Annotated in this window: 23 protein-coding genes; 9 read left to right on the forward strand and 14 right to left on the reverse strand. The window is 69.4% G+C overall.

Going from position 1 to position 20,299, the window contains the following annotated elements:
* Nucleotides 1-5: 5 nt before the first annotated feature.
* The 4 genes from HD841_RS05130 to HD841_RS05145 form a co-directional block, all read right to left on the reverse strand.
* Complete coding sequence (locus tag HD841_RS05130; protein WP_179507755.1) at nt 6-908, reverse strand: hydrogen peroxide-inducible genes activator; 903 nt, start codon at nt 906-908, stop codon at nt 6-8.
* Between the two features lie 179 nt (nt 909-1,087).
* Complete coding sequence (gene ahpF, locus HD841_RS05135) at nt 1,088-2,674, reverse strand: alkyl hydroperoxide reductase subunit F (RefSeq protein WP_179507756.1); 1,587 nt, start codon at nt 2,672-2,674, stop codon at nt 1,088-1,090.
* Between the two features lie 104 nt (nt 2,675-2,778).
* Nucleotides 2,779-3,342 carry an alkyl hydroperoxide reductase subunit C gene (gene ahpC, locus HD841_RS05140; RefSeq protein WP_179507757.1) on the reverse strand — a complete coding sequence of 188 codons (564 nt, stop codon included), beginning with the start codon at nt 3,340-3,342 and terminating at the stop codon, nt 2,779-2,781.
* Nucleotides 3,343-3,493: 151 nt separating this feature from the next.
* Nucleotides 3,494-4,267 carry a sulfite exporter TauE/SafE family protein gene (locus HD841_RS05145; RefSeq protein WP_179507758.1) on the reverse strand — a complete coding sequence of 258 codons (774 nt, stop codon included), beginning with the start codon at nt 4,265-4,267 and terminating at the stop codon, nt 3,494-3,496.
* Between the two features lie 184 nt (nt 4,268-4,451).
* Between HD841_RS05145 and epsC the strand changes: the two genes are divergently transcribed.
* Nucleotides 4,452-5,144 carry a serine O-acetyltransferase EpsC gene (gene epsC / locus HD841_RS05150; RefSeq protein WP_179507759.1) on the forward strand — a complete coding sequence of 231 codons (693 nt, stop codon included), beginning with the start codon at nt 4,452-4,454 and terminating at the stop codon, nt 5,142-5,144.
* On the forward strand, nt 5,144-5,482 hold the full coding sequence (locus tag HD841_RS05155; RefSeq protein WP_179507760.1) for a DUF2794 domain-containing protein: 339 nt from the start codon (nt 5,144-5,146) through the stop codon (nt 5,480-5,482). Before epsC ends, HD841_RS05155 begins: the two co-directional genes overlap by 1 nt.
* 35 nt (nt 5,483-5,517) lie before the next feature.
* Here HD841_RS05155 and HD841_RS05160 read toward each other — a convergent pair whose 3' ends face one another.
* The 9 genes from HD841_RS05160 to HD841_RS05200 form a co-directional block, all read right to left on the reverse strand.
* The gene (locus HD841_RS05160) at nt 5,518-6,420 is read right to left on the reverse strand and encodes an SDR family NAD(P)-dependent oxidoreductase (protein ID WP_179507761.1); all 903 of its coding nucleotides are present in this window, start codon (nt 6,418-6,420) and stop codon (nt 5,518-5,520) included.
* Nucleotides 6,421-6,509: 89 nt separating this feature from the next.
* On the reverse strand, nt 6,510-6,917 hold the full coding sequence (locus HD841_RS05165; protein ID WP_179507762.1) for a hypothetical protein: 408 nt from the start codon (nt 6,915-6,917) through the stop codon (nt 6,510-6,512).
* 187 nt (nt 6,918-7,104) lie between these two features.
* Nucleotides 7,105-7,797 carry a phosphate regulon transcriptional regulator PhoB gene (gene phoB, locus HD841_RS05170; protein WP_179507763.1) on the reverse strand — a complete coding sequence of 231 codons (693 nt, stop codon included), beginning with the start codon at nt 7,795-7,797 and terminating at the stop codon, nt 7,105-7,107.
* A complete protein-coding gene (gene phoU, locus HD841_RS05175; protein WP_179507764.1) occupies nt 7,797-8,507 on the reverse strand; it encodes a phosphate signaling complex protein PhoU in 711 nt (236 codons plus the stop codon). Before phoU ends, phoB begins: the two co-directional genes overlap by 1 nt.
* Before the next feature lie 10 nt (nt 8,508-8,517).
* Nucleotides 8,518-9,282 (reverse strand): phosphate ABC transporter ATP-binding protein PstB, encoded by a 765-nt coding sequence (gene pstB / locus HD841_RS05180; RefSeq protein WP_179508116.1) that lies wholly within the window; start codon nt 9,280-9,282, stop codon nt 8,518-8,520.
* Nucleotides 9,283-9,290: 8 nt separating this feature from the next.
* A complete protein-coding gene (pstA, locus tag HD841_RS05185; protein WP_179507765.1) occupies nt 9,291-10,547 on the reverse strand; it encodes a phosphate ABC transporter permease PstA in 1,257 nt (418 codons plus the stop codon).
* Nucleotides 10,540-11,916 (reverse strand): phosphate ABC transporter permease subunit PstC, encoded by a 1,377-nt coding sequence (pstC, locus tag HD841_RS05190; protein WP_179507766.1) that lies wholly within the window; start codon nt 11,914-11,916, stop codon nt 10,540-10,542. The genes pstA and pstC overlap by 8 nt, the downstream gene beginning before the upstream one ends.
* Before the next feature lie 160 nt (nt 11,917-12,076).
* Nucleotides 12,077-13,132 carry a substrate-binding domain-containing protein gene (locus tag HD841_RS05195; protein WP_179507767.1) on the reverse strand — a complete coding sequence of 352 codons (1,056 nt, stop codon included), beginning with the start codon at nt 13,130-13,132 and terminating at the stop codon, nt 12,077-12,079.
* A 54-nt stretch (nt 13,133-13,186) separates the two neighbouring features.
* Nucleotides 13,187-14,413 carry an ATP-binding protein gene (locus HD841_RS05200; protein ID WP_179507768.1) on the reverse strand — a complete coding sequence of 409 codons (1,227 nt, stop codon included), beginning with the start codon at nt 14,411-14,413 and terminating at the stop codon, nt 13,187-13,189.
* Nucleotides 14,414-14,852: 439 nt separating this feature from the next.
* On the opposite strand from HD841_RS05200, the gene HD841_RS05205 reads away from it, so the two are divergent.
* The 4 genes from HD841_RS05205 to HD841_RS05220 are packed head-to-tail and all read left to right on the forward strand — an operon-like array spanning nt 14,853 to nt 17,383.
* The gene (locus HD841_RS05205) at nt 14,853-15,290 is read left to right on the forward strand and encodes a hypothetical protein (protein ID WP_179507769.1); all 438 of its coding nucleotides are present in this window, start codon (nt 14,853-14,855) and stop codon (nt 15,288-15,290) included.
* Between the two features lie 4 nt (nt 15,291-15,294).
* Nucleotides 15,295-15,561 (forward strand): HPr-rel-A system PqqD family peptide chaperone, encoded by a 267-nt coding sequence (locus HD841_RS05210; protein ID WP_179507770.1) that lies wholly within the window; start codon nt 15,295-15,297, stop codon nt 15,559-15,561.
* On the forward strand, nt 15,558-16,412 hold the full coding sequence (locus HD841_RS05215) for an HprK-related kinase A (RefSeq protein WP_179507771.1): 855 nt from the start codon (nt 15,558-15,560) through the stop codon (nt 16,410-16,412). The genes HD841_RS05210 and HD841_RS05215 overlap by 4 nt, the downstream gene beginning before the upstream one ends.
* Nucleotides 16,397-17,383, forward strand: a complete 987-nt coding sequence (locus HD841_RS05220) for a nucleotidyltransferase domain-containing protein (protein WP_179507772.1) — start codon at nt 16,397-16,399, stop codon at nt 17,381-17,383. The genes HD841_RS05215 and HD841_RS05220 overlap by 16 nt, the downstream gene beginning before the upstream one ends.
* Before the next feature lie 19 nt (nt 17,384-17,402).
* Here the strand turns inward: HD841_RS05220 and HD841_RS05225 are convergent, their stop codons facing one another.
* Nucleotides 17,403-18,107, reverse strand: coding sequence for an HAD-IA family hydrolase (locus tag HD841_RS05225; RefSeq protein ID WP_179507773.1), 705 nt, complete (start codon nt 18,105-18,107; stop codon nt 17,403-17,405).
* Nucleotides 18,108-18,167: 60 nt separating this feature from the next.
* Between HD841_RS05225 and glmU the strand changes: the two genes are divergently transcribed.
* Genes glmU through HD841_RS05240 form a run of 3 tightly spaced genes read left to right on the forward strand, consistent with a single transcriptional unit; the run spans nt 18,168 to nt 20,297 of the window.
* On the forward strand, nt 18,168-19,520 hold the full coding sequence (gene glmU / locus HD841_RS05230) for a bifunctional UDP-N-acetylglucosamine diphosphorylase/glucosamine-1-phosphate N-acetyltransferase GlmU (RefSeq protein ID WP_179507774.1): 1,353 nt from the start codon (nt 18,168-18,170) through the stop codon (nt 19,518-19,520).
* A 25-nt stretch (nt 19,521-19,545) separates the two neighbouring features.
* On the forward strand, nt 19,546-19,923 hold the full coding sequence (locus HD841_RS05235) for a ribbon-helix-helix protein, CopG family (RefSeq protein ID WP_179507775.1): 378 nt from the start codon (nt 19,546-19,548) through the stop codon (nt 19,921-19,923).
* A complete protein-coding gene (locus tag HD841_RS05240; RefSeq protein WP_179507776.1) occupies nt 19,920-20,297 on the forward strand; it encodes a PIN domain-containing protein in 378 nt (125 codons plus the stop codon). The genes HD841_RS05235 and HD841_RS05240 overlap by 4 nt, the downstream gene beginning before the upstream one ends.
* Nucleotides 20,298-20,299 lie beyond the last annotated feature (2 nt).

Genomic DNA, 20,299 nt, shown 5'->3' on the forward strand with positions numbered 1-20,299 from the left:
GTGGGTTACCGCGCTTCGGCGAGCGCCTCGGCGAGCAACTGGAAGTCCTTTTCGCGCGGCGAGGCACGGCGCCAGACCAGCGCGATCCGCCGCACCGCATTCTCCGCGTCGAGCGGCCGCGCGACGATGTTGGTATGGTCGAGGATGCCGGCCTTCAGAGCCATTTCAGGCAGCATCGTCATGCCGAGGCCATTGTCGACCATCTGCACGATCGTATGCAGCGAGGTGCCGAGCATCGTCGCCTCGGCGCGCAATTCGGGGCGGTTGCATGCGGAGAGCGCATGATCCTTGAGACAATGGCCGTCCTCGAGCAGCAGCAGCCGCGTCTCGTCGATCAGCGACGCCGGGATCATCGGCGGGTCGCTCGGCATGTCCTGGGGCTGATAGGCGACGAACAGCCGGTCGTCGAAGAGCGGATGCGAGGCGACGTCGCCGCAGGCGAACGGGAGCGCGAGCAGCACGCAATCGGTGCGGCCGTTGTGCAATCCCTCGCAGGCGGCGCCCGACGGCTCCTCGCGCAGGAACAGCTTGAGGTCGGGATAATCGCGGCGCAGGCGCGGCAGGATATGGGGCAGCATGAACGGCGCGATCGTCGGGATGACGCTCATCCGCATCTCGCCCGACAGCGGCCGGCCGGCGGCGCGGGCGATATCGCCCAGTTCCTCCGCCTCACGCAGCACGCGGCGCGCCTTGTCGGCGATCCGGTCGCCCAGCGGCGTGAAGCGGACGACGCGGCGGGTACGCTCGACCAGCGTCACGCCGATGAGCGTCTCCAGTTCGCGCAAGCCTGCGGACAGAGTCGACTGGGTGACGAAACAGGCATCGGCGGCGCGGCCGAAATGACCGGCGTCCTTCAGCGCAACAAGATATTGCAGCTGCTTCAGCGTGGGGAGGTAAGTCGCTGCCATGCCCGCGAGATACGCGGCGCGAGGGGAGGGCGCTACCCCTTATCCTCCCCGGCACGGGGAGGGGGACCGTTCGCGAGCCGAATGGCGGAGGGGGCTTCCACAGACGCGGCGTGTGTGGAAGGCCCCCTCCGTCACGGCTTCGCCGTGCCACCTCCCCGTACCGGGGAGGACTTTGGTACTTACTCCGCCGCTTCTTCCCAATCGTGGGTCTCTTCCGCGGGCAGGCGGATGAGATGGTCGAAGGCGGCAAGCGCCGACTTGGACCCTTCGCCCATCGCGATCACGATCTGCTTGAACGGCACCGTGGTCGCGTCGCCCGCGGCGAAGATGCCCGGCTGCGAGGTATGGCCGCGATCGTCGACCTCGATCTCGCCGCGCGGCGACAGAGCGATCGCGCCCGACAGCCATTCGGTGTTCGGCACCAGCCCGATCTGCACGAAAATCCCCTCCAGCTCGACGCGGTGCATCGTGCCATGATTGCGATCACGATAGGAGAGCGCGGTCACCTTGTCGCCGTCGCCATGCACCTCGGTGGTCAGCGCCGAGGTGATGATCGTGACATTGTTCAGGCTGGCGAGCTTGCGCTGGAGCACCGCATCGGCACGCAAATCGGTGTCGTACTCGATCAGCGTGACGTGCGCGACCAGCCCGGCAAGATCGATCGCCGCCTCGACGCCCGAATTGCCGCCGCCGATCACCGCGACGCGCTTGCCCTTGAACAGCGGACCGTCGCAATGCGGGCAATAGGCCACGCCCTTGTTCTTGTACGCGTCCTCGCCCGGTACGTTCATCTGCCGCCAGCGCGCGCCGGTCGAGAGGATGACGGTGCGCGCCTTGAGCGACGCGCCATTCTCCAGCACAAGTTCGTGCAGGCCGCCCTCGGGCGCCGGGATCAGCTTCTCGGCGCGCTGCAGGTTCATGATGTCGACGTCATATTCGCGCACGTGACGCTCGAGGTCGGCGACCAGCTTCGGCCCCTCGGTATGCGGCACCGAAACGAGATTCTCGATCGCCATCGTGTCGGCGACCTGACCGCCGAACCGCTCGGCGAGGATGCCGGTGCGGATGCCCTTGCGCGCGGTGTAGATTGCCGCCGCGGCGCCGGCCGGGCCACCACCGACGACGAGCACGTCGAACGCGTCCTTGGCAGCGATCGACGCGGCGGCACGGGCGGACGCGCCGGTGTCGAGCTTGGCGACGATCTGCTCCAGCTCCATCCGGCCCTGGCCGAACACCTCGCCGTTGAGGAAGACGGTGGGCACCGCCATGACCTTGCGCTGCGTCACCTCGTCCTGGAACAGCGCGCCGTCGATCGCGGTGTGGGTGATGCGCGGGTTGAGCACCGCCATCAGGTTGAGCGCCTGCACCACGTCGGGGCAGTTCGCGCAGGACAGCGAGAAATAGGTCTCGAAATGATAGTCGCCGTCGAGGCTGCGGACCTGATCGAGCAGCTCCTGTGCCGCCTTCGACGGATGGCCGCCGACCTGGAGCAGTGCGAGCACCAGCGAGGTGAACTCATGGCCCATCGGCAGGCCGGCGAAGCGGACGCCGATGTCGGTGCCGGTGCGGCGGATCAGGAAGCTGGGGCGGCGCGCATCGTCGCCGGTGGCGGTGGTGATCTGGTCGGAGAGCGCGGCGATCTCGTCGATCAGCTCGCGCATCTGCTGCGACTTGGCGTCGTCGCCCAGGCTGGCGACCAGTTCGATGGGCTGGCGGATGTTGACCAGATAGGCCTTCAGCTGCTGCGTCAGATTGGCGTCAAGCATGGGGGCACTCCGAAATTGTGCGTCTTCAAAAAACAAGCGGCCCGGGGCGGAGGGAACCACCCCGGGCCGCGATCAACCTGCCCCGGGGAGAGGCAGGGATAGGATCAGATCTTGCCGACGAGGTCGAGGCTGGGGGCGAGCGTCTCCTCACCCTCTTCCCACTTCGCCGGGCAGACTTCGCCCGGATGCGCGGCGATATACTGCGCGGCCTTGATCTTGCGGAGCAGCTCGGCGGCATTGCGGCCGACGCCTTCCGAGGTCACTTCGATCAGCTGGATCACACCGTCGGGATCGACCACGAAGGTGCCGCGATCGGCGAGGCCCTGGCCTTCGCGCAGGATCTCGAAATTGTTGCTGATCACATGGTTCTGGTCGCCCAGCATGTAATAGTTGATCTTGCCGATCGCCGGCGAGCTGTCGTGCCAGGCCTTGTGGCTGAAGTGGGTGTCGGTCGACACGCTGTACACTTCAACGCCCATCTTCTGGAGCGTCGGATACACGTCGGCGAGGTCTTCCAGCTCGGTCGGGCAGACGAACGTGAAGTCCGCCGGGTAGAAGAAGAACACCGCCCACTTGCCCAGCACGTCCGTGTCGCTGACGCTGACGAACTTGCCTTCCTTATAGGCCTGGGTGGTGAACGGCTTCAGCTTGCTGCCGATGAGGGCCATGCGTTGTCTCCGGTTGAATGGTGTGGACCGGATATAGGTGCTCATACCGCAGTGCAAAATCAATCTGTTCGCACGCAGTGATCGGGTCAGCCGATCAATGGAAAAAGTCCCGCGTTTGTGCGGCTTTGCGCATCCTGCGGTGCCGCCGGCGTTATTTCGCGAGTGCGGCGTAGATCGACCAGGCGCTGGTCAGGGTGAGCAGGACGCCGACCATCGCCATCAGCCCGCGAGTCGGCACGCGCTTGGCAAGAACGCCGCCGAGCGGCGCCGCGACGAGGCCGCCGATCAGGATGCCGAGCGTGTGCAAGGTGAACGCCGACCAGCCGAGCGCGACGAAGAAGGTGACCGAGGCGGTGGCGGTCAGGAAGAATTCGGCGGTGTTGACGGTGCCGATCGTATGGCGCGGCGTCGCGCCCTGGATCAGCAGGTTCGACGTCACCACCGGACCCCAGCCGCCGCCGCCCGCGGCGTCGAGAAAGCCGCCGACGAGGCCGAGCGGCGCGATCACCTTCGGCGTGCGCGGCTCGATCCGGCCCTTTACCGCGCGGAACAGCAGATAGAGGCCGATACAGGCGAGATAGGTCATCACGAACGGCTTGGCGACCGAGGCGTCGATATTGCTGAGCAGCGTCGCACCGAGGATCGCGCCGATAACGCCGGGGATGACGAGCTTGCGGAACAGCTTCCAGTCGACGTTGCGATGCGCGATGTGGCTGATCCCGGAGGCGGCGGTGGTGAAGGTCTCGACCGCATGCACGCTCGCCGAGGCGACCGCGGGGGGCACGCCCATCACCGTGACCAGCAGGGTCGAATTGATCACGCCGAACGCCATGCCGAGCGCCCCGTCGACGACCTGGGCGGCAAAGCCGATCGCAATGAACGGCAGCACCTGGGTCCAGTCGATGGCGAGGAGGAAATCTGGCATCGGCAATCATCTCTCCGGCAGGATTGCGGGTTCGACAAACCCGGCACATCCGGGTCATCGTGCACGGCGGCACCAAATCCTACAACAAAGCTGGGCTTTGTCGTACCCAAGCTGTGCCGCCCGGCCATGGCAATTTGCGGATCGACCGATTACATTCGCGCATCTGCTCGGGAGACGTTGGCGCATGTTCGGACGCTTGGCCGCCTATCTGGATTCGATCAAGGCGCGCGACCCGGCTCCGCATTCGCGTGCCGAGATCCTGCTCTATCCCGGCGTCTGGGCGATCGGCTTCCACCGTATCGCGCATGCGCTGTACCGGCGGCGGCTCTACTTCCTGGCGCGGCTGGTCAACCACATCGCCCGCGCCTGGACCGCGATCGACATCCATCCCGGCGCGACCATCGGCCGTAACTTCTTCATCGATCACGGTTTCGTCGTGATCGGCGAAACCGCGGAGATCGGCGACGACGTCACCATCTACCAATGCGTCACGCTCGGCGGGACCAGCCCCGACAATGGCGTCGCCGGCAAGCGCCACCCGACGCTGGCGGATGGCGTCATCATCGGATCGGGCGCGCAGGTGCTCGGCCCGATCCTGGTCGGCACGCGTGCGCGGGTCGGCGCCAATGCGGTGGTGACCCGCGACGTGCCCGAGGGCGCGGTGATGGTCGGCATCCCCGCCCGCGCGACGATGGTCGAGGGCGGCGCCGCCGCGACGCCGTCGCGCTTCGTCCCCTATGGCACGCCGTGCAGCGACCTGTTCGATCCCGCGACGCAGAAGATGGAGATCATGCGCTGCGAACTCGAATCGATGCGCAAGCGGCTCGATGCGCTGCTCGGGGAACAAAGCGGCGAAGCGGAGCGTGATCGCGCCTGATGGGTATCGTCACACCGTTTCCGCATGCCGGCAAGCCGACGCAGGTCGGCTTCGAGCGGCTCGAATTGAACCGCATTCTCGACCTGTATGGCCGGATGGTCGCGGCCGGGCATTGGAAGGATTATGCGCTGGAGCTCGGCAGGGATGCTGCGGTCTTCGCCGCCTTCCGCCGCGCAGCCGAACGTCCCGAATTCCGGATCGAGAAACGCCCGGCGCTGCGCGGGCGACAGGGGATGTGGGCGCTGATCGGCGAGCAGGGCGTGGTGCTCAAGCGTGGCCACGAACTGGGGCCGGTGCTGGCGCCGGTCGAGCGGCGGCTGATGAAGCTGGTCGACTGACGCGCCCGGGGCGAAGCGCCGCGGGCGCGTACGCCTCATCCGCCCTGTAGCAGCGCCGCGATCGTCATCGCCTGTTCGGCGCCGGTCCGGGGCACGGTCTCGCCGGCGCGGTCGGTGATCGCCTGCCAGTGCGCCGCGACGCCTTCGGGCGATAGATCGTCGCCGGTCAGCAGCGCACCCGGCGTCAGCGTCACGTACGAGGCCTGGAAGGCGCCCGCGCCGGCGCCGAGGATGACGTTTGTCGGTGCATCCTCGCTGACGAGATAGAGCGCGCCGGGCGCGACCTTCTCGGGCGCGAACGCCTGGAAGGCGGCGGCGGGGAACAGGTCCTCGGTCATCCGTGTGCCGGCGGTCGGTGCGATCGTGTTGACGCGAATGTCGTTCTTGGCACCTTCCAGCGCCAGCGTCTTGGTCAGGCCGGCGATGCCGAGCTTCGCCGCGCCGTAATTCGCCTGGCCGAAATTGCCGAACAGGCCGCTCGACGACGAGGTCATCAGCACGCGGCCGTAATTCTGCTCGCGGAACGTCTCCCAGCAGGCCTTGGTGGCGAATGCGGAGCCGAGCAGGTGGATGCGGACGACGAACTCGAAATCGGCCGGGTCCATCTTGGCGAAGGTCTTGTCGCGCAGCACGCCGGCGTTGTTGATTAGGATGTGGACGCCGCCCCAGGCCGCTTTCGCCTGCGCGACCATGTCGGCCATCTGCTCATATTCGGCGACGTTGCCGCCGTTGGACATCGCCTCGCCGCCCGCGGCGCGGATCTCCTCCACCACCGCCAGCGCGGCATCGCTGTGGCCGGTGCCGTCGCGCGCGCCGCCGAGGTCGTTGACCACCACGCGCGCCCCGCGCCTGGCGAGTTCCAGCGCATAATGGCGACCGAGGCCGCCGCCGGCGCCGGTGACGATGGCCACGCGGCCGTCGAAGCGGATGGGGGACATGGAAAAGGCGCTCCTCGTGGTGATGGAGCGCCTTTCCCTAAACGGTCGGTAGCATCTGGCAACCGGTCAGCCCGGCTGCCGGCAACGGCTTACTTCTTGCCGCCGCGCTGGATGCACTGGTCGTACTGGCCCTTCTTGCAGACCGGGTATTTGGCGAGCGGCGCGGGCGCCGGGAAGGCCTGGTCCGGGCTGGGCGCGGGGCGGAACACCGGCGGCAGGCTGGCACCGGGGGTGCCGCCGCTCACCGCGGGCGCGCTCGGCGCGTAGCCGCCGGCGGGCGTCGCACCGGTGGTCGCGGGCGCAGGCGTGCTCGCCTGGGGCGTCGGCGCCGGAGCCGTGGTCGCATCGGCGGGTGCGGGCGAGGCCGCGGGATCGGCCGGGGTCGTGGTCGCGGGATCAGCCGGCGTGGTCGTCTGGGCGTCGCTCGGCGCCGGAGTGGTCTGCGCCATGACGGGGGCGGCGATCAGGGCCGTGGCGGCCAGCAGAATGAGCTTCATCGCGGGATCTCCTATCGAATCTCATGCGTCAGTTCGTATCAACGCTCGCGCCCAACGTCCCACTGCGGACTTTTCTCCATCGTTTCGCGTCCGATTCTATTTCGCCGGGCGCGAGGCGCGTGTTCGCAGGGACGCGCGGAAGGCTCCGCCCCGCCGCGCCCCGCCCGTCACGCGACGACGCGATGCCTCAGGCGCCCGAGTCCAGCGAATAGCCCGCCGAGCGCACCGTGCGGATCAGGTCCGGGCGGTTGCCGACGTTGATCGCCTTGCGCAGGCGGCGGATGTGGACGTCGACGGTGCGGCTTTCGATGTCGCTGTCGTGGCCCCACACCGCGTCGAGCAGCCGTTCGCGGCTGAACACCCAACCGGGATGTTCGAGGAAATGCTTGAGCAGCCGGAATTCGGTCGGCCCGAGCGGCACCACCTCGCCCGAGCGGCGGACCTTGTGGCCGACGGTGTCCATCTCGATGTCGTCATAGGTCAGCGCCTCGCCGGCCAGCGCCGGGCGGACGCGGCGCAGCACCGCGCTGACCCGTGCGACCAGTTCGCGCGGCGAAAAGGGCTTCGTGACGTAATCGTCGGCGCCGGTCTCGAGCCCGCGGATGCGGTCCTCTTCCTCGCCGCGGGCGGTCAGCATGATGATCGGCACGTTCTGCGTCTCGGTCATCCGGCGCAGGCGGCGGCACACCTCGATGCCCGACAGCCCCTCGACCATCCAGTCGAGCAGCACGATATCGGGCGCCTTCTCCTTGGCGAGCAGCAGCGCTTCCTCCCCGTCGGGGGTGTGCGCGACCTCGAAATCCTCGCGCTTGAAGTGATAGATGAGCAGTTCGGCGAGGGCGGCATCGTCCTCGACCAGCAGCATGGAGGCGCGGGCCATCAGGGTAAGTCCTTGTCCGGGCCGCCGCGGTCGCGGTCGGCCATCTGGGTTCCGGTTGCGGCGAAATAGACCATCTCGGCGACGTTGGTCGCGTGGTCGCCGATCCTCTCCAGGTTCTTGGCGACGAACAGCAGGTGCGCGACCTGGCTGATCGTGCGCGGGTTCTCCACCATGTAGGTGACGAGAGTACGAAAGATGCTGTCGTAGAAATCGTCGAGCGCGGCATCGCTGTTGACGACGCGCACCGCCGCCTGGGCATCGCGCGCGGCGAAGGCGTCGAGCGCCTGGCGGACCATGTCGCTCGCCATCCGCGCCATCGACGGCAGCAGCGAGATCGGCTCGATCCGGTGATCGCCGCCATCGGTGGCATTGGCGATCATCGGCACGCGCTTGGCGATGTTCTTGGCATAGTCGCCGATCCGCTCGACCACCGCGGCGATCTTGAGCGCGGCGACGACCTCGCGCAGGTCGACCGCCATCGGCGCGCGCAAGGCGATGATCCGCACCGCGAGCCGCTCGACCTCCGCCTCGATCGCGTCGATCGCCTTGTCGTCGGCACGCACGCGGGCGGCGAGCGCCGGATCGGGGCGGGCGAGCGCCTGCATCGCCTGCGCGATGGCATCCTCGGCGAGGCCGCCCATCTGCGAGATCATCCCCCGCAACTGGCCGATATCGGCATCGAATGCCTTGACGGTATGGTCCAATGGCATGCCCGTCCCCTCAGCCGTAGCGGCCGGTGATGTAATCGCGGGTGCGCTCCTCCCGCGGGTTGGTGAAGATGTCGCTGGTCGCACCGAACTCGACGAGCTGGCCGAGGTGGAAGAAGGCGGTCTGCTGCGAGACGCGCGCCGCCTGCTGCATGTTGTGGGTGACGATGACGATCGCGTAGCGGCCCTTCAGCTCGTGGATCAGCTCCTCGATCTTGGCGGTGGCGATCGGGTCGAGCGCGCTGCACGGCTCGTCCATCAGGATCACCTCGGGATCGACCGCGATCGCGCGCGCGATGCACAGCCGCTGCTGCTGGCCGCCCGACAGCGCGGTGCCGCTGTCCGACAGGCGGTCCTTGACCTCGTCCCACAGGCCGGCGCGGCGCAGCGATTGCTCGACCAGCGCGTCGAGATCGGCGCGCGCGGTGGCGAGGCCGTGGATGCGCGGGCCGTAGGCGACGTTCTCGTAGATCGACTTGGGGAAGGGATTGGGCTTCTGGAACACCATGCCGACGCGCGCGCGCAGCTGCACCACGTCCATGCCGCTGGCATAGATGTCCTCGCCGTCGAGCAGGATCTCGCCGGTGACCCGCGCCGAGGCGACGGTGTCGTTCATCCGGTTGAGCGTGCGCAGGAAGGTCGACTTGCCGCAGCCCGAGGGTCCGATGAAGGCCAGGACATTGTCCTGGTCGACGTCGATCGAGACGTGGTCGATCGCCTGTTTGGCGCCGTAGAAGACGCTGACCCCCTTTGCCGCGATCTTGGGGTGGGCGGGCATCTTCGGGGTCACCAGCGGGTCTCGAATTTGTTGCGGAGGTAGATGGCGAGCCCGTTCATCGCGAGCAGCACGACGAGCAGGATGATGATCGCCGCCGACGTCTTCTCGACGAAGCCGCGGTCGACATCGTCGGACCACAGGAAGATCTGCACCGGCAGCACGGTGGCGGGATCGGTAAGGCGCGACGGCGGCGCGGCGATGAACGCGCGCATGCCGATCATCAGCAGCGGCGCGGTCTCGCCGAGCGCGCGCGCCATGCCGATGATCGTGCCGGTGAGGATGCCGGGCAGCGCGAGGGGGAGGACATGGTCGAACACCACCTGCACCGGCGACGCGCCGACCGCGAGCGCGGCGTCGCGGATCGACGGCGGCACCGCCTTGATCGCGTTGCGGCCGGTGATGACGATCACCGGCATCGTCATCAGCGCCAGCGTCAGCCCGCCGACCAGCGGCGCCGAACGCGGCAGGTGGAAGGTGCCGAGGAACACCGCGAGGCCGAGCAGGCCGAAGATGATCGACGGCACCGCGGCGAGATTGTTGATCGACACCTCGATCAGGTCGGTCCAGCGGTTCCGCGGCGCATATTCCTCGAGGTAGAGCGCGGCGAGCACGCCGATCGGGAAGGCGAGCGCGATCGTCACCGCCATCGTCAGCAGCGAGCCCTTGAGCGCGCCCCAGATGCCGACCCGCGTCGGGTCGGTGGAATCGGCGGCGGTGAGGAAGCCGATGCTCCACCCCGTCGTCAGCTGCCCGCGGGCCTGCAAGCGTGCGACCGCGGCCTCGGCGGCGGGCGTGCCGTCGTGCTTGGCGGCGACATCGAGCGCGCTTGCCACCGGCACCGCGATCGTCGCGCGACCGCGCAGTATCGCGGGGTCGCGCTTCACCGCGTCGCGCACGACCAGCCACGCGCCATCCGAGATCAGCTCGGCGCCGTCCGGGCCGAACGCCTGCGTCGCGGCGCGATCCACGATACCTTCCAGCCCGGCACCGGCGAGCGCCAGGTCGGCACCGCGCCCCTGCACTTGCGCCGGCGTCACCGCCAGTCGCGCCGCGGCGAAGTCGATCGGCAGCGCGACGCGCGTCTGGCGGAAGCCGCTCATCCCCTGCCACACCATGCTGGCGAGCAGGAAGGCGAGGAACGCCGCCGACAGCCATACCGCGGCAAGGCCGGTCAGGCGGAAGCGCCGCTCGGCGGCATAGCGCCGCCGCGTGCGCCGCTGGACCGACGCCGCCGTCCAGTCGGTGGGCAGGCGCGACTTATTCATAGGCTTCCCGATAGCGTTTCACGACGGTCAGCGCGACGATGTTGAGCGCCAGCGTGATGACGAACAGGGTGAGGCCGAGCGCGAAGGCGGCGAGCGTCTTGGCGCTGTCGAACTCCGCTTCGCCGGTGAGCAGGTCGACGATCTGCTTGGTGACGGTCGTCGTGCTGGCGAAGGGATTGGCAGTGAGCGTCGCGACGCCGCTCGCCGCCATGACGACGATCATCGTCTCGCCGATCGCTCTGGAGACCGCGAGCAGGATGCCGCCGACGACGCCGGGCAGCGCGGCGGGCAGGATGACGCGGCGGATCGTCTCCGACTGCGTCGCCCCCATCGCCAGGCTGCCGTCGCGCATCGCGGACGGGACCGCGGCGATCGAATCGTCCGCCATCGACGAGACGAAGGGGATGATCATGATCCCCATCACCGCGCCCGCCGCCAGCGCGCTCTCCGACGAGGCGTTGGCGATACCGAGCGTCACGCCGAGCTCGCGTACCGCCGGTGCGACGGTGAGCGCGGCGAAATAGCCGTAGACGACGGTCGGCACACCGGCGAGCATCTCGAGCACCGGCTTCAGCCACGCGCGCGTCGTCGCATGCGCATATTGGGTGAGGTAGATCGCGCTCATCAGCCCGAACGGGATGGCGACCGCCATCGCGATTACCGCGCCGATGAAGAAGGTGCCCCAGAACAGCGGCACCGCGCCGAGGCTGGCGCCGGGATCGCGCGCATCGATCACCTGCGGGCTCCAGTGCGTGCCGAACAGGAAGTCGCCGATCGGCACGATCTGGAAGAAGCGGCCGGATTCGTAGAGCAACGACGCGACGATGCCGACGGTGGTCAGGATCGCGATCAGCGAGGCGGCCAGCAGCAGCAGCATCACGACGCGTTCGACCTGCGTCCGCGCGCCGAAATCCGGGCGGACGCGGGTGAAGGCGAAGCCGCCGCCGGCGAAGGCGAGCAGCAGCGCGACCGCGGTGGCGATCCAGTCGTAGCGCTTCTGCGCCGCGGCATAAGCGGGGGCGAGCGTCGCCGACAGATCGTGGAAGGCGCCATAGCCGCGCCCCGCGCCGAGCTCGCGCGCTTCCGACAGGATCGATGCGCGCTCGAACCCGGGCGGCGGCAGCGCCGCGGCGGCGGGCGTGGCGAGCACCGCGTCGGTGACCAGCGCCGGCGCGGTCAGGCTCCATATCGCGAGGAAGACCAGCGGCGGCACCAGCGCGCAGATGCCGACGTAATAGCCGTAGTGGACAGGCAGAGCGGTGAAGCGCGCGCGCCCCGGCGTCCGGAACGTCGCCGCCCGCATCCGCGCGGCGAGCCAGCCGATCAACGCGAGACCGAAGACGACGAGCGTGATGGCAAGGCCGCTCATGACGCGAACCCCGCCACATACATCCCGGCACCCCGGACGTGGTCCGGGGTCCACCGCGCCGCAGGGGCACGGCTGGAGGCACGCACGGCGCTCCTCGCCGCAGAGTGGACCCCGGACCGAGCCCGGGGTGACGGCATGGGTTTGGGCGGCGTAGCGCGCGTCATGACGGCAGGTCCGCCGGATCGAGCGGCGTCTCGTGCGCCACCACCGCCGCCGCCTTCGTACGCACCGCTTCGGGTGCGGCGATCAGGCCGCGGCGGACGAGCGGACCGTCCGGCCCCCAGGCGGCGGCATAAGCGGTGAGGAAATCCTTGAGCCCCGGAATCGCTTTCAGATGCGCGACCTTGACGTACAGGTAGAGCGGCCGCGAACCCGGATAGGCGCCCGCGGCGATCGTCGCATAGCTCGGCTTGACCCCGTCGATCGCGACGCCGTTCACCGTGCCGGCATTCTGTTCGAGATAGCTGTAGCCGAAGACGCCGATCGCATCGGGATTGGCGGACAGTTTCTGGACGATCAGATTGTCGTTCTCGCCGGCATCGACATAGGTCCCGTCCTCGCGCACCCGCGTGCACAGGATCTTGTGCGCCTCGGGATCTGTGTCGCCGAGCATCTTGGCGCGCGGATCGATCGCCTCGCAGCCGCGGGTCAGGATCAGCTCGGCGAGCGCGTCGCGGGTGCCGCTGGTCGCGGGCGGGCCGTAGACCTGGATCGGCGTCGCCGGCAGCGCCGGATTGACGTCGCGCCACACCTGCGCGCGATTGGGCCGCCCGCCCGGCGCAGCGGCCAGCGCACGGTAGAGATCGGCGGGGGTGAGCATCATGCCCGGCCCGTTCTTCGCCTCGGCGAAGGCGATGCCGTCGATGCCGATCTGGATTTCCATGATCGGCCCGACGTTGTTCGCGGCGCAGATCGCATATTCGCTGCGCTTCATCCGCCGCGAGGCATCCTCGATATCGGGATGCGCCGCACCCAGTCCCGCGCAGAACAGTCGCATCCCCGCACCCGTGCCGGTCGACTCGATCACCGGTGCCTTGGCATCGGGATGATTGGCGACGAACGTCTCGGCGACCAGCGTGGTGAAGGGGTAGACGGTCGACGATCCCACCGCGGTGATCTGGTCGCGCGCGCCGCCGCCGCCGCCGTTCGCCTGGTCCTGACAGCCCGCGAGGCAGAGCGCCCACACCACCAGCGGGCCAAGAAAGAGAAGGCGCATCGTTTCCCCGCGAGCGACTCAGCGCCGCCACGATCCGCCTGTGTGACGGTTGCGTTACCCTTTGATGACACCGGCTTCGGCGATCGTGTCGGCGGGCGGCAGCGCGACGGTGACGCTGGTGCCGACGCCGACCTTGCTCGCGATGTCGAGCCGGCCGCGATGGCGCTCGACGATATGCTTGACGATCGCGAGGCCGAGTCCGGTGCCGCCGACGCTGCGGCTGCGGCCGGGATCGACGCGATAGAAGCGTTCGGTCAGCCGCGGGATATGCTGGGGTGCGATTCCCTCGCCCTCGTCGGCGACGGTGAGGCGCAGCAGCCCCGAGGAATCGAGCCCCAGCGTCACCGTCACTGGCGTGCCCGGCCGGCCGTATTTCATCGCATTGCCGATGAGATTGTGCAGCAGCTGCGACAATTGCGCCTCGTCGCCGACCACTTCGGGGAGGTCGGGATCGATGGTCACGCCGACGTCCTGCGCGCGCGGGCTGTGCGCGGCGGCGATCTCGGCGGCGACGTCCTCCAGCAATTCGCTCAGCGACAGCCGCTCGCCGGGCAGCCGGTATTTCTCCGCCTCGATCCGGCTCAGCGAGATCAGATCCTCGACCAGCCGCTGCATCCGCCGCGCCTCGGCGAACATCACGTCGAGGAAGCGCTTGCGCAACCCAGGGTCCTCGCCCGCCTCCTCGTTCAGCGTCTCGATGAAGCCGAGGATCGAGGCGAGCGGGGTGCGCAATTCGTGGCTGGCGTTGGCGACGAAGTCGACGCGCATCTTCTCGGCGGCATAATTGCCGGACTGGTCGATCAGGTGGACGATGCGCGCGCCGTCCGCCGTCTCGCCGGTGCGCATTTCCCAACGCTGGTCGGGGGTGCCGAGGCCGACCAGTTCGACCGGGCGGCCGGGCAACGGGGCATGCGAGGTCAGCCGGTCGGCGGCGGCGGGGTGGCGGATCGCGACGCGCACGTCCTCGCCGATGATATGGCGGCCGAGCAGCGCCCGCGCCGCGGTATTGGCGCAGGTGACGACGCCGCCGCGCACCAGCAGCACCGGCTCGGCGATGACGTCGATCACCTCGCCGAGCAGGACGGTGGCGTCGGGCCCGGCGTGGCGTGCGGCGGCGATGCCCTGGTCGCCGCGCCCCATGCCGGCGAGCGCCGCTGCCACCGCGCCGACGAAGGCGACCGCTGCGCCATCGGGCCGCCCGTCGACGAGGAACACGCCGGCGCCGGTGCCGAAGGCGATTCCCAGCGCGCCGCTGAGCCGTGGGACGAATCGGGAAGCCATGCCGACTGGCTAGCCGAGCTTGGCGGCGGCGGGGAGGGGGGATGTCGCCACAAGCCTCGGGAGCGGGTCGCGACGCTCCCGGCCCGTCCACCACCACCACCACTCGGCTTACGCCAAGCGGTCCCGCGCCAAGCAGGGCAATCGCATTGGGCTGCGGGTCATGAGGATCGACCGGTTTCCTCATCAGCTTCGTCACCCCGGACGTGTTCCGGGGTGACGGGGTGGGTTTGGAACACGAAGGAATCCCATTTGCGCCCATCTGCCATGGCCTCCCCCGCCGAGGGGGAGGTGACGCGGCGAAGCGGTGACGGAGGGGGCCCGGCGACTTCAGCGACCCCGACCGTCGCATCGGAATTTCCGCCCCGTCCCGCGACCGCACATTTCCTGCGCTTGCCAGTGGTTAGCGAATGTGAAAGGCAGTGGCGCTAGCAGGGGTGCCATGAGTGACGAGACGCCGGTCGACGGCCACAATCCAGCGCAGGCGGGACCGGCGAAGCCGGGCGATGCCGGCGTCGCCAGCCGGCGGCGCGTGCTGATGCTCGGCGCGGTGACTGCCGGCGCGGTGGTATCGATCCGGCCGGCGCTCGCGCAGACCGCGGGTTCGGTGATGACCTGCGAGATCCCCGTGCCCGATCTCGGCCGCGCCGGTCGCTTCATCGACCCGGCTGGCAACGTCGTCGCGCCGGGCACCAGGGGTGCGTTTCCACCCGCGCCGCGCCCGTTCAAGGGCCAGGAGGTCAAGCGCGCGCTCGCCGGCGCGCAGCTGCCCGGCACGACCTACGAGAGCAACCGCGCCTATGTGAGCTATATCCGCAGGCTGCAGCGCGGGCAGGGCGGGTTCACCTGCTTCGCGTCGTTGCAGATGCCGCGCGGCTGACGCCGTGCGCTACCGCGCCCCGACCGACGCGGCGCTGCTGACCGCCGAACTCGACGCGTTCACCGCCGTCTTCCATCGCCCGTCCGGCATCACCCATCTGCTTGTCAGCCCCGCGCCGGAGATCGTCGCGCTGCTCGCCGACGCGCCGCTCGATCTGGACACCCTGCTCGTCCGGCTCGGCGAGCGGTTCGACCTCGCCGACGCCGACCGTGACGCGCTCGTCGCGCGGCTCGACGAGCTGGTCGCGGCGGGGCTGGTCGAGGCGCTATGAGGCACGTCTTCACCGTGCGCATCGGCCCGATCGGCTTTCGCGTCGGCAGCGACTGGCCGGGCCCGATCGAGGCGCTGCGCGACCTCTATCGCTATTACCCCTCGCCCAACCTGCCCGACTTCACCGTGCGGCTGGAGGCGACGCACTGGTGGCGGCGCTGGGTCCGGCCGTCGATCCGCATCGGCGGCGACTATATGCTGCCCGAGGCGGCGCCGCTGCCGCTCGCGCAGGGGTTGCTCGCCGCCGAGATGGCGATGAACCTGCAGCTGGCATTGGGCGGGCGCCGCTATCTGCTGCTCCACGCCGCCTGCGTCGAGCGGGACGGGCGCGCGCTGCTGCTCACCGGCGAATCCGGTGCGGGCAAGTCGACGCTGGCGACGCTGCTCGCCGCGCGCGGCTGGCGGTTCATGAGCGACGAATTCGCGCTGGTCGATCCGGAGACCGGGCTCGTCCACCCGTTTCCGCGCCTGATCAGCCTCAAGAATGCCGCGATCGCCGCCGCCGTCGCCGCGCGCCCCGATGCCAAGCTCGGGCCGTTGCTCACCGGCACGCCCAAGGGTGACATCCGCCATATGGTGCCGGATGCGCTTGCGGTCGGCGCGATGGACGAGCCCGCGGCGCCGGCGCTGCTGCTCTACCCGCGCCACGGCTTCGCGGCGGAGACGCGCGGCGTGCTGCCCTCCGAATCTTTCGTGCGGCTGACCCAGGCCTCGACCAATTACGTCGCGCTCGGCGAGGCGGGGTTCGCCGCCCTGACGCGGCTGGTGCGCGAGACGCCGGCCCACGCGATCGATTACCCCGACGGCGCCGCGGCGATCGAGCAGGTGGAGGCGGTGTGGCGGACGCTCTGACCCTCGCCCGCGCGCTCGCCGACCCGCAGTCGCTGGCGCTCGACACCGACTGGATCGGGCTGGTCACCACGGCGCGCGCGGAGCAGTTGCTCGGCACGCTCGCCTACCGCCTCCACGGCCTGCCGCTGCCCGAGGATGTCGCGCTGCTGCTCGCCGACGCGCGCGCCGCCGCGGAGACCGGCCGCCGCGCTGCTCTGTGGGAGGCGGAGATGGCACGGCGGGCGCTCGCGCCGCTCGGCTGCCCGGTCGTGCTGCTCAAGGGCACGGCGTTCGTCGCCGCCGGGCTGCTCGCCGGACGTGGACGGTCGATCGGCGACCTCGACATCCTCGTGCCGCGCGGATCGCTCGATGCCGTCGAGGCGGCGCTGCTCGCGGCGGGCTGGGAATGGGTGAAGCCCGATCCCTATGACGACGCCTATTACCGGCGCTGGATGCACGAGCTGCCGCCGCTGATCCACCGCGACCGCGACCGGATGATCGATGTCCACCACACGATCCTGCCGCTCACCGCGCGCGTCACGCCCGATGCGGCGGCGCTGCTCGCAGGGGCGCAGCCGCTCGGCAACGGGCTGTCGGTGCTTTCGGCGAACGACATGCTGGTCCATGCGGCGGCGCATCTGTTCGCCGACGGCGATCTTGCCGGCGGCCTGCGCAACCTGTGGGACATCCACTGCCTGATCGACGATCACGGGGTGGCGGGGCTGACCGCGCGGGCGGCGCATCACGGCCTGTCGCGCGAGGTGGCGCGCGCGCTGAGACTGACGCACCGGCTGTTCGCGACGCCGGTCGATCCGGTCTATCATCAGCCGCGGCCGGCCGATGCCCTCTACCTGCGCCGCCTGCTGGCGCGCGACGACTGGGGGCGGCCGATCCGCCCGGCGACGAGGCTTGCCTTCTACGTCCGCTCGCACTGGCTGCGCATGCCCCCGGCGATGCTGGCGCGGCACCTCTGGGCGAAGTGGCGGCGTTAGGCCGAAACGCCCCGCCGCGTTATCGTGCCGCCAGCCGTTCCAGCGTCGGGATCAGGTCGTCATAGCCGTCGATCACCGCATCGGCGCCGAGTTCCGCCACCGGCTGCATCAGGAAGCCGAACGCGCAGGCGACCGTCGGCAGTCCCGCCGCTTTCCCCGCCTCGATGTCGAAGATCGAATCGCCGACGAAGGCCGCGGTGCCGCCGCCGCAGCGCGCGAGCATCTCGTAGATCGGCTTGGGGCTGGGCTTGGCGTTGCCCGGGCCCATTGTGTCGCCGCCGATGATGCAGGCGAAGCGACCGGTCAGGTCGAGTGCGCCGAGCAGCTTGCGCGCCAGCCCCTCGAGCTTGTTGGTCACCACCGCCAGCCGTGCGCCGCGGGCGGCGAGCGCATCGAGCGCGTCGAGCACGCCGGGGTAGGGCCGCGTCAGGTCGGCGATATGCGCCTCGTAATGATCGAGCAGCCGCCGGTGCAGCACGTCGAGCGTCGCCTCGTCGCAGCCGCCGGTCGCCGCCATGCCCTGCGCCAGCATGCGCCGGGCGCCGCCGCCGATCATCGGCTTGACCGCGGCGACGCTGAGCGGCGGCCGGCCGACCGAGGCGAGCGCATGGTTGACCGCGGCGGTCAGGTCGCCGCTGCTGTCGAGCAGTGTACCGTCGAGATCGAACCCGACGATGTCGAACGGCGCGTCGGGCGACGGACGGAGCGGTGAAATCGACGTCATATCCGGCGCGGGTGCCGCCTCGGTATGGAAATGGCAAGTCTTCCGTGGCAGTCGGTCGGCATGACCACAGCCATCGCCGTCATCATCCTCGCCGCGGGCAAGGGCACGCGGATGAAGTCCGACCTGCACAAGGTCCTCCATCCGATCGCCGGGCGGCCGATGCTGCTCCACCTGATCGACAGCCTCAACCGCGCCGGCGCGACGCGTCGCGTCGTCGTCGTCGGCGCATCGGGCGAACAGGTCGAATCGGCGGTGGCATCGACCGGGGTCGAGATCGCGTGGCAGCGCGAGCAGCTCGGCACCGCGCATGCCGCCTTGCAGGCCAAGGCCGCGCTCGCCGATTTCGACGGCATCGCGATCGTCTGCTTCGGCGACACGCCGCTGCTCGGCAGCGACACCGTCGCGCGGCTCGCCGCGCGGCTGGAGGCGCCGGACGCCCCGACCGTCGCGGTGCTCGGCTTCCGCCCGGCGGATGCGCGCGCTTATGGCCGGATCATCGCGGCGGGCGACGGCACGATCCGCAAGATGGTGGAATATAAGGACGCCAGCCCCGCCGAACGCGCGGTCGAGCTCTGCAATTCGGGCGTCACCGCGGTGCGCACCCGCGACCTGTGGCGGCTGCTCGAATCGGTCGGCAACGACAATGCCGCGGGCGAATATTATCTGCCCGACGTGGTCACGCTGGCGATCGCCGGCGGCGGCCGCGCGGTCTGTATCGAGACCGGCGAGGACGAGGTCGCCGGCATCAACAGCCGTGGCGAGCTCGCCGCGGTCGAGGCGGGCTGGCAGGCGGCGCGGCGCGAGCGCGCGATGGCCGATGGCGCGACGCTGATCGCGCCTGAGACGGTCTGGTTCAGCCATGACACGGTCGTCGGCCGCGACGTGGTGATCGCGCCCAATGTCGTCTTCGGCCCCGGCGTCACCGTCGCCGACGGCGTCGTCATCCACGCCTTCAGCCATATCGAGGGCGCGACGATTGGGGAAAAGGCGGAGGTGGGCCCCTATGCCCGGCTGCGCCCCGGCGCGACGCTCGGCAGCAAGGCGAAGGTCGGCAATTTCGTTGAGATCAAGAAGGCGACGCTCGGTGAGGGCGCCAAGGTCAACCACCTCTCCTATATCGGCGATGCCGAGGTCGGCGCGGCGGCGAACATCGGTGCGGGCACGATTACCTGCAATTACGACGGCTTCTTCAAGTACAAGACGCAGATCGGCGCGGGCGCGTTCATCGGCTCCAACTCGGCGCTGGTCGCCCCGGTATCGGTCGGCGACGGCGCGATCGTCGCGGCGGGATCGGTGCTGACGCAGGACGTCGAGGCCGGCGCGCTGGCGCTGGTCCGCCCGCCGCAGGTGGCGAAGCCTGGCTGGGCGACCCGCTTCCGCGAAATGATGGCGGCGCGCAAGGCTGGCAAGTGATATCGGCGTGTGATATCATCCGGGCATGACGCGCGTTCTGGCCGACCTTCCGCCCGATGACCTGCGCTGGCTCGACGAGCGTGCGGCGAAGCTCGGCCGGTCGCGCGCGTCGATGCTGCGCGAGGCCGTTGCGACGTTCCGGTCGCAGGCGCAGTCGGAGGATGATCGCGACTGGCTCGATCGTGGCTTCGGCCTGTGGAAGGATCGCACCGATATCGGCGACGCGGTCGAATGGCAGCGGCGCGAGCGGGCGAGCTGGACCCGTCCGTGGGACGATGACTATGAAGAGGTCAAAGCCGAATTTCCCGATCTGTTCGACGCGGAGGACGACCGCCAGCGCCAGATCTATGTCGACATGGTGGCCGGCAAATATCCCGACCCCATCTACCCCGACCCCGCATGACCAGTCATGCGTTCGATTCGAACATCGTCATCGATGCGCTGGCCGGCTTCGGTCCGGCGCGCGACGAGATCCGGCGTGCGCTCGACCAGGGCGGCGCATGGGTGAGCCGGATGGTCTGGGTCGAGGTCCTGTCGAAGGGCGCTTCGCGTGACGTGCAGGACACGCAGGCGTTTCTGGACGGATTCAACGTCGACGAGATCGATGCGGACATCGCCCTGCGGGCGGCTGCGCTGCGTCGCGAACGGCGCCGGCTGAAATCGCCCGATGCCATCATCCTGGCGAGCGCGACGCGGCACGGCCGCATCCTCGTCACCCGCAACATCAGGGATTTTCCGGCGGCCATGCCGGGAATCCGTGTCCCCTACCTCCTCTGAAG

The sequence above is a fragment of the Sphingomonas melonis genome (assembly GCF_013409985.1).
Lineage (GTDB): Bacteria > Pseudomonadota > Alphaproteobacteria > Sphingomonadales > Sphingomonadaceae > Sphingomonas > Sphingomonas melonis_A.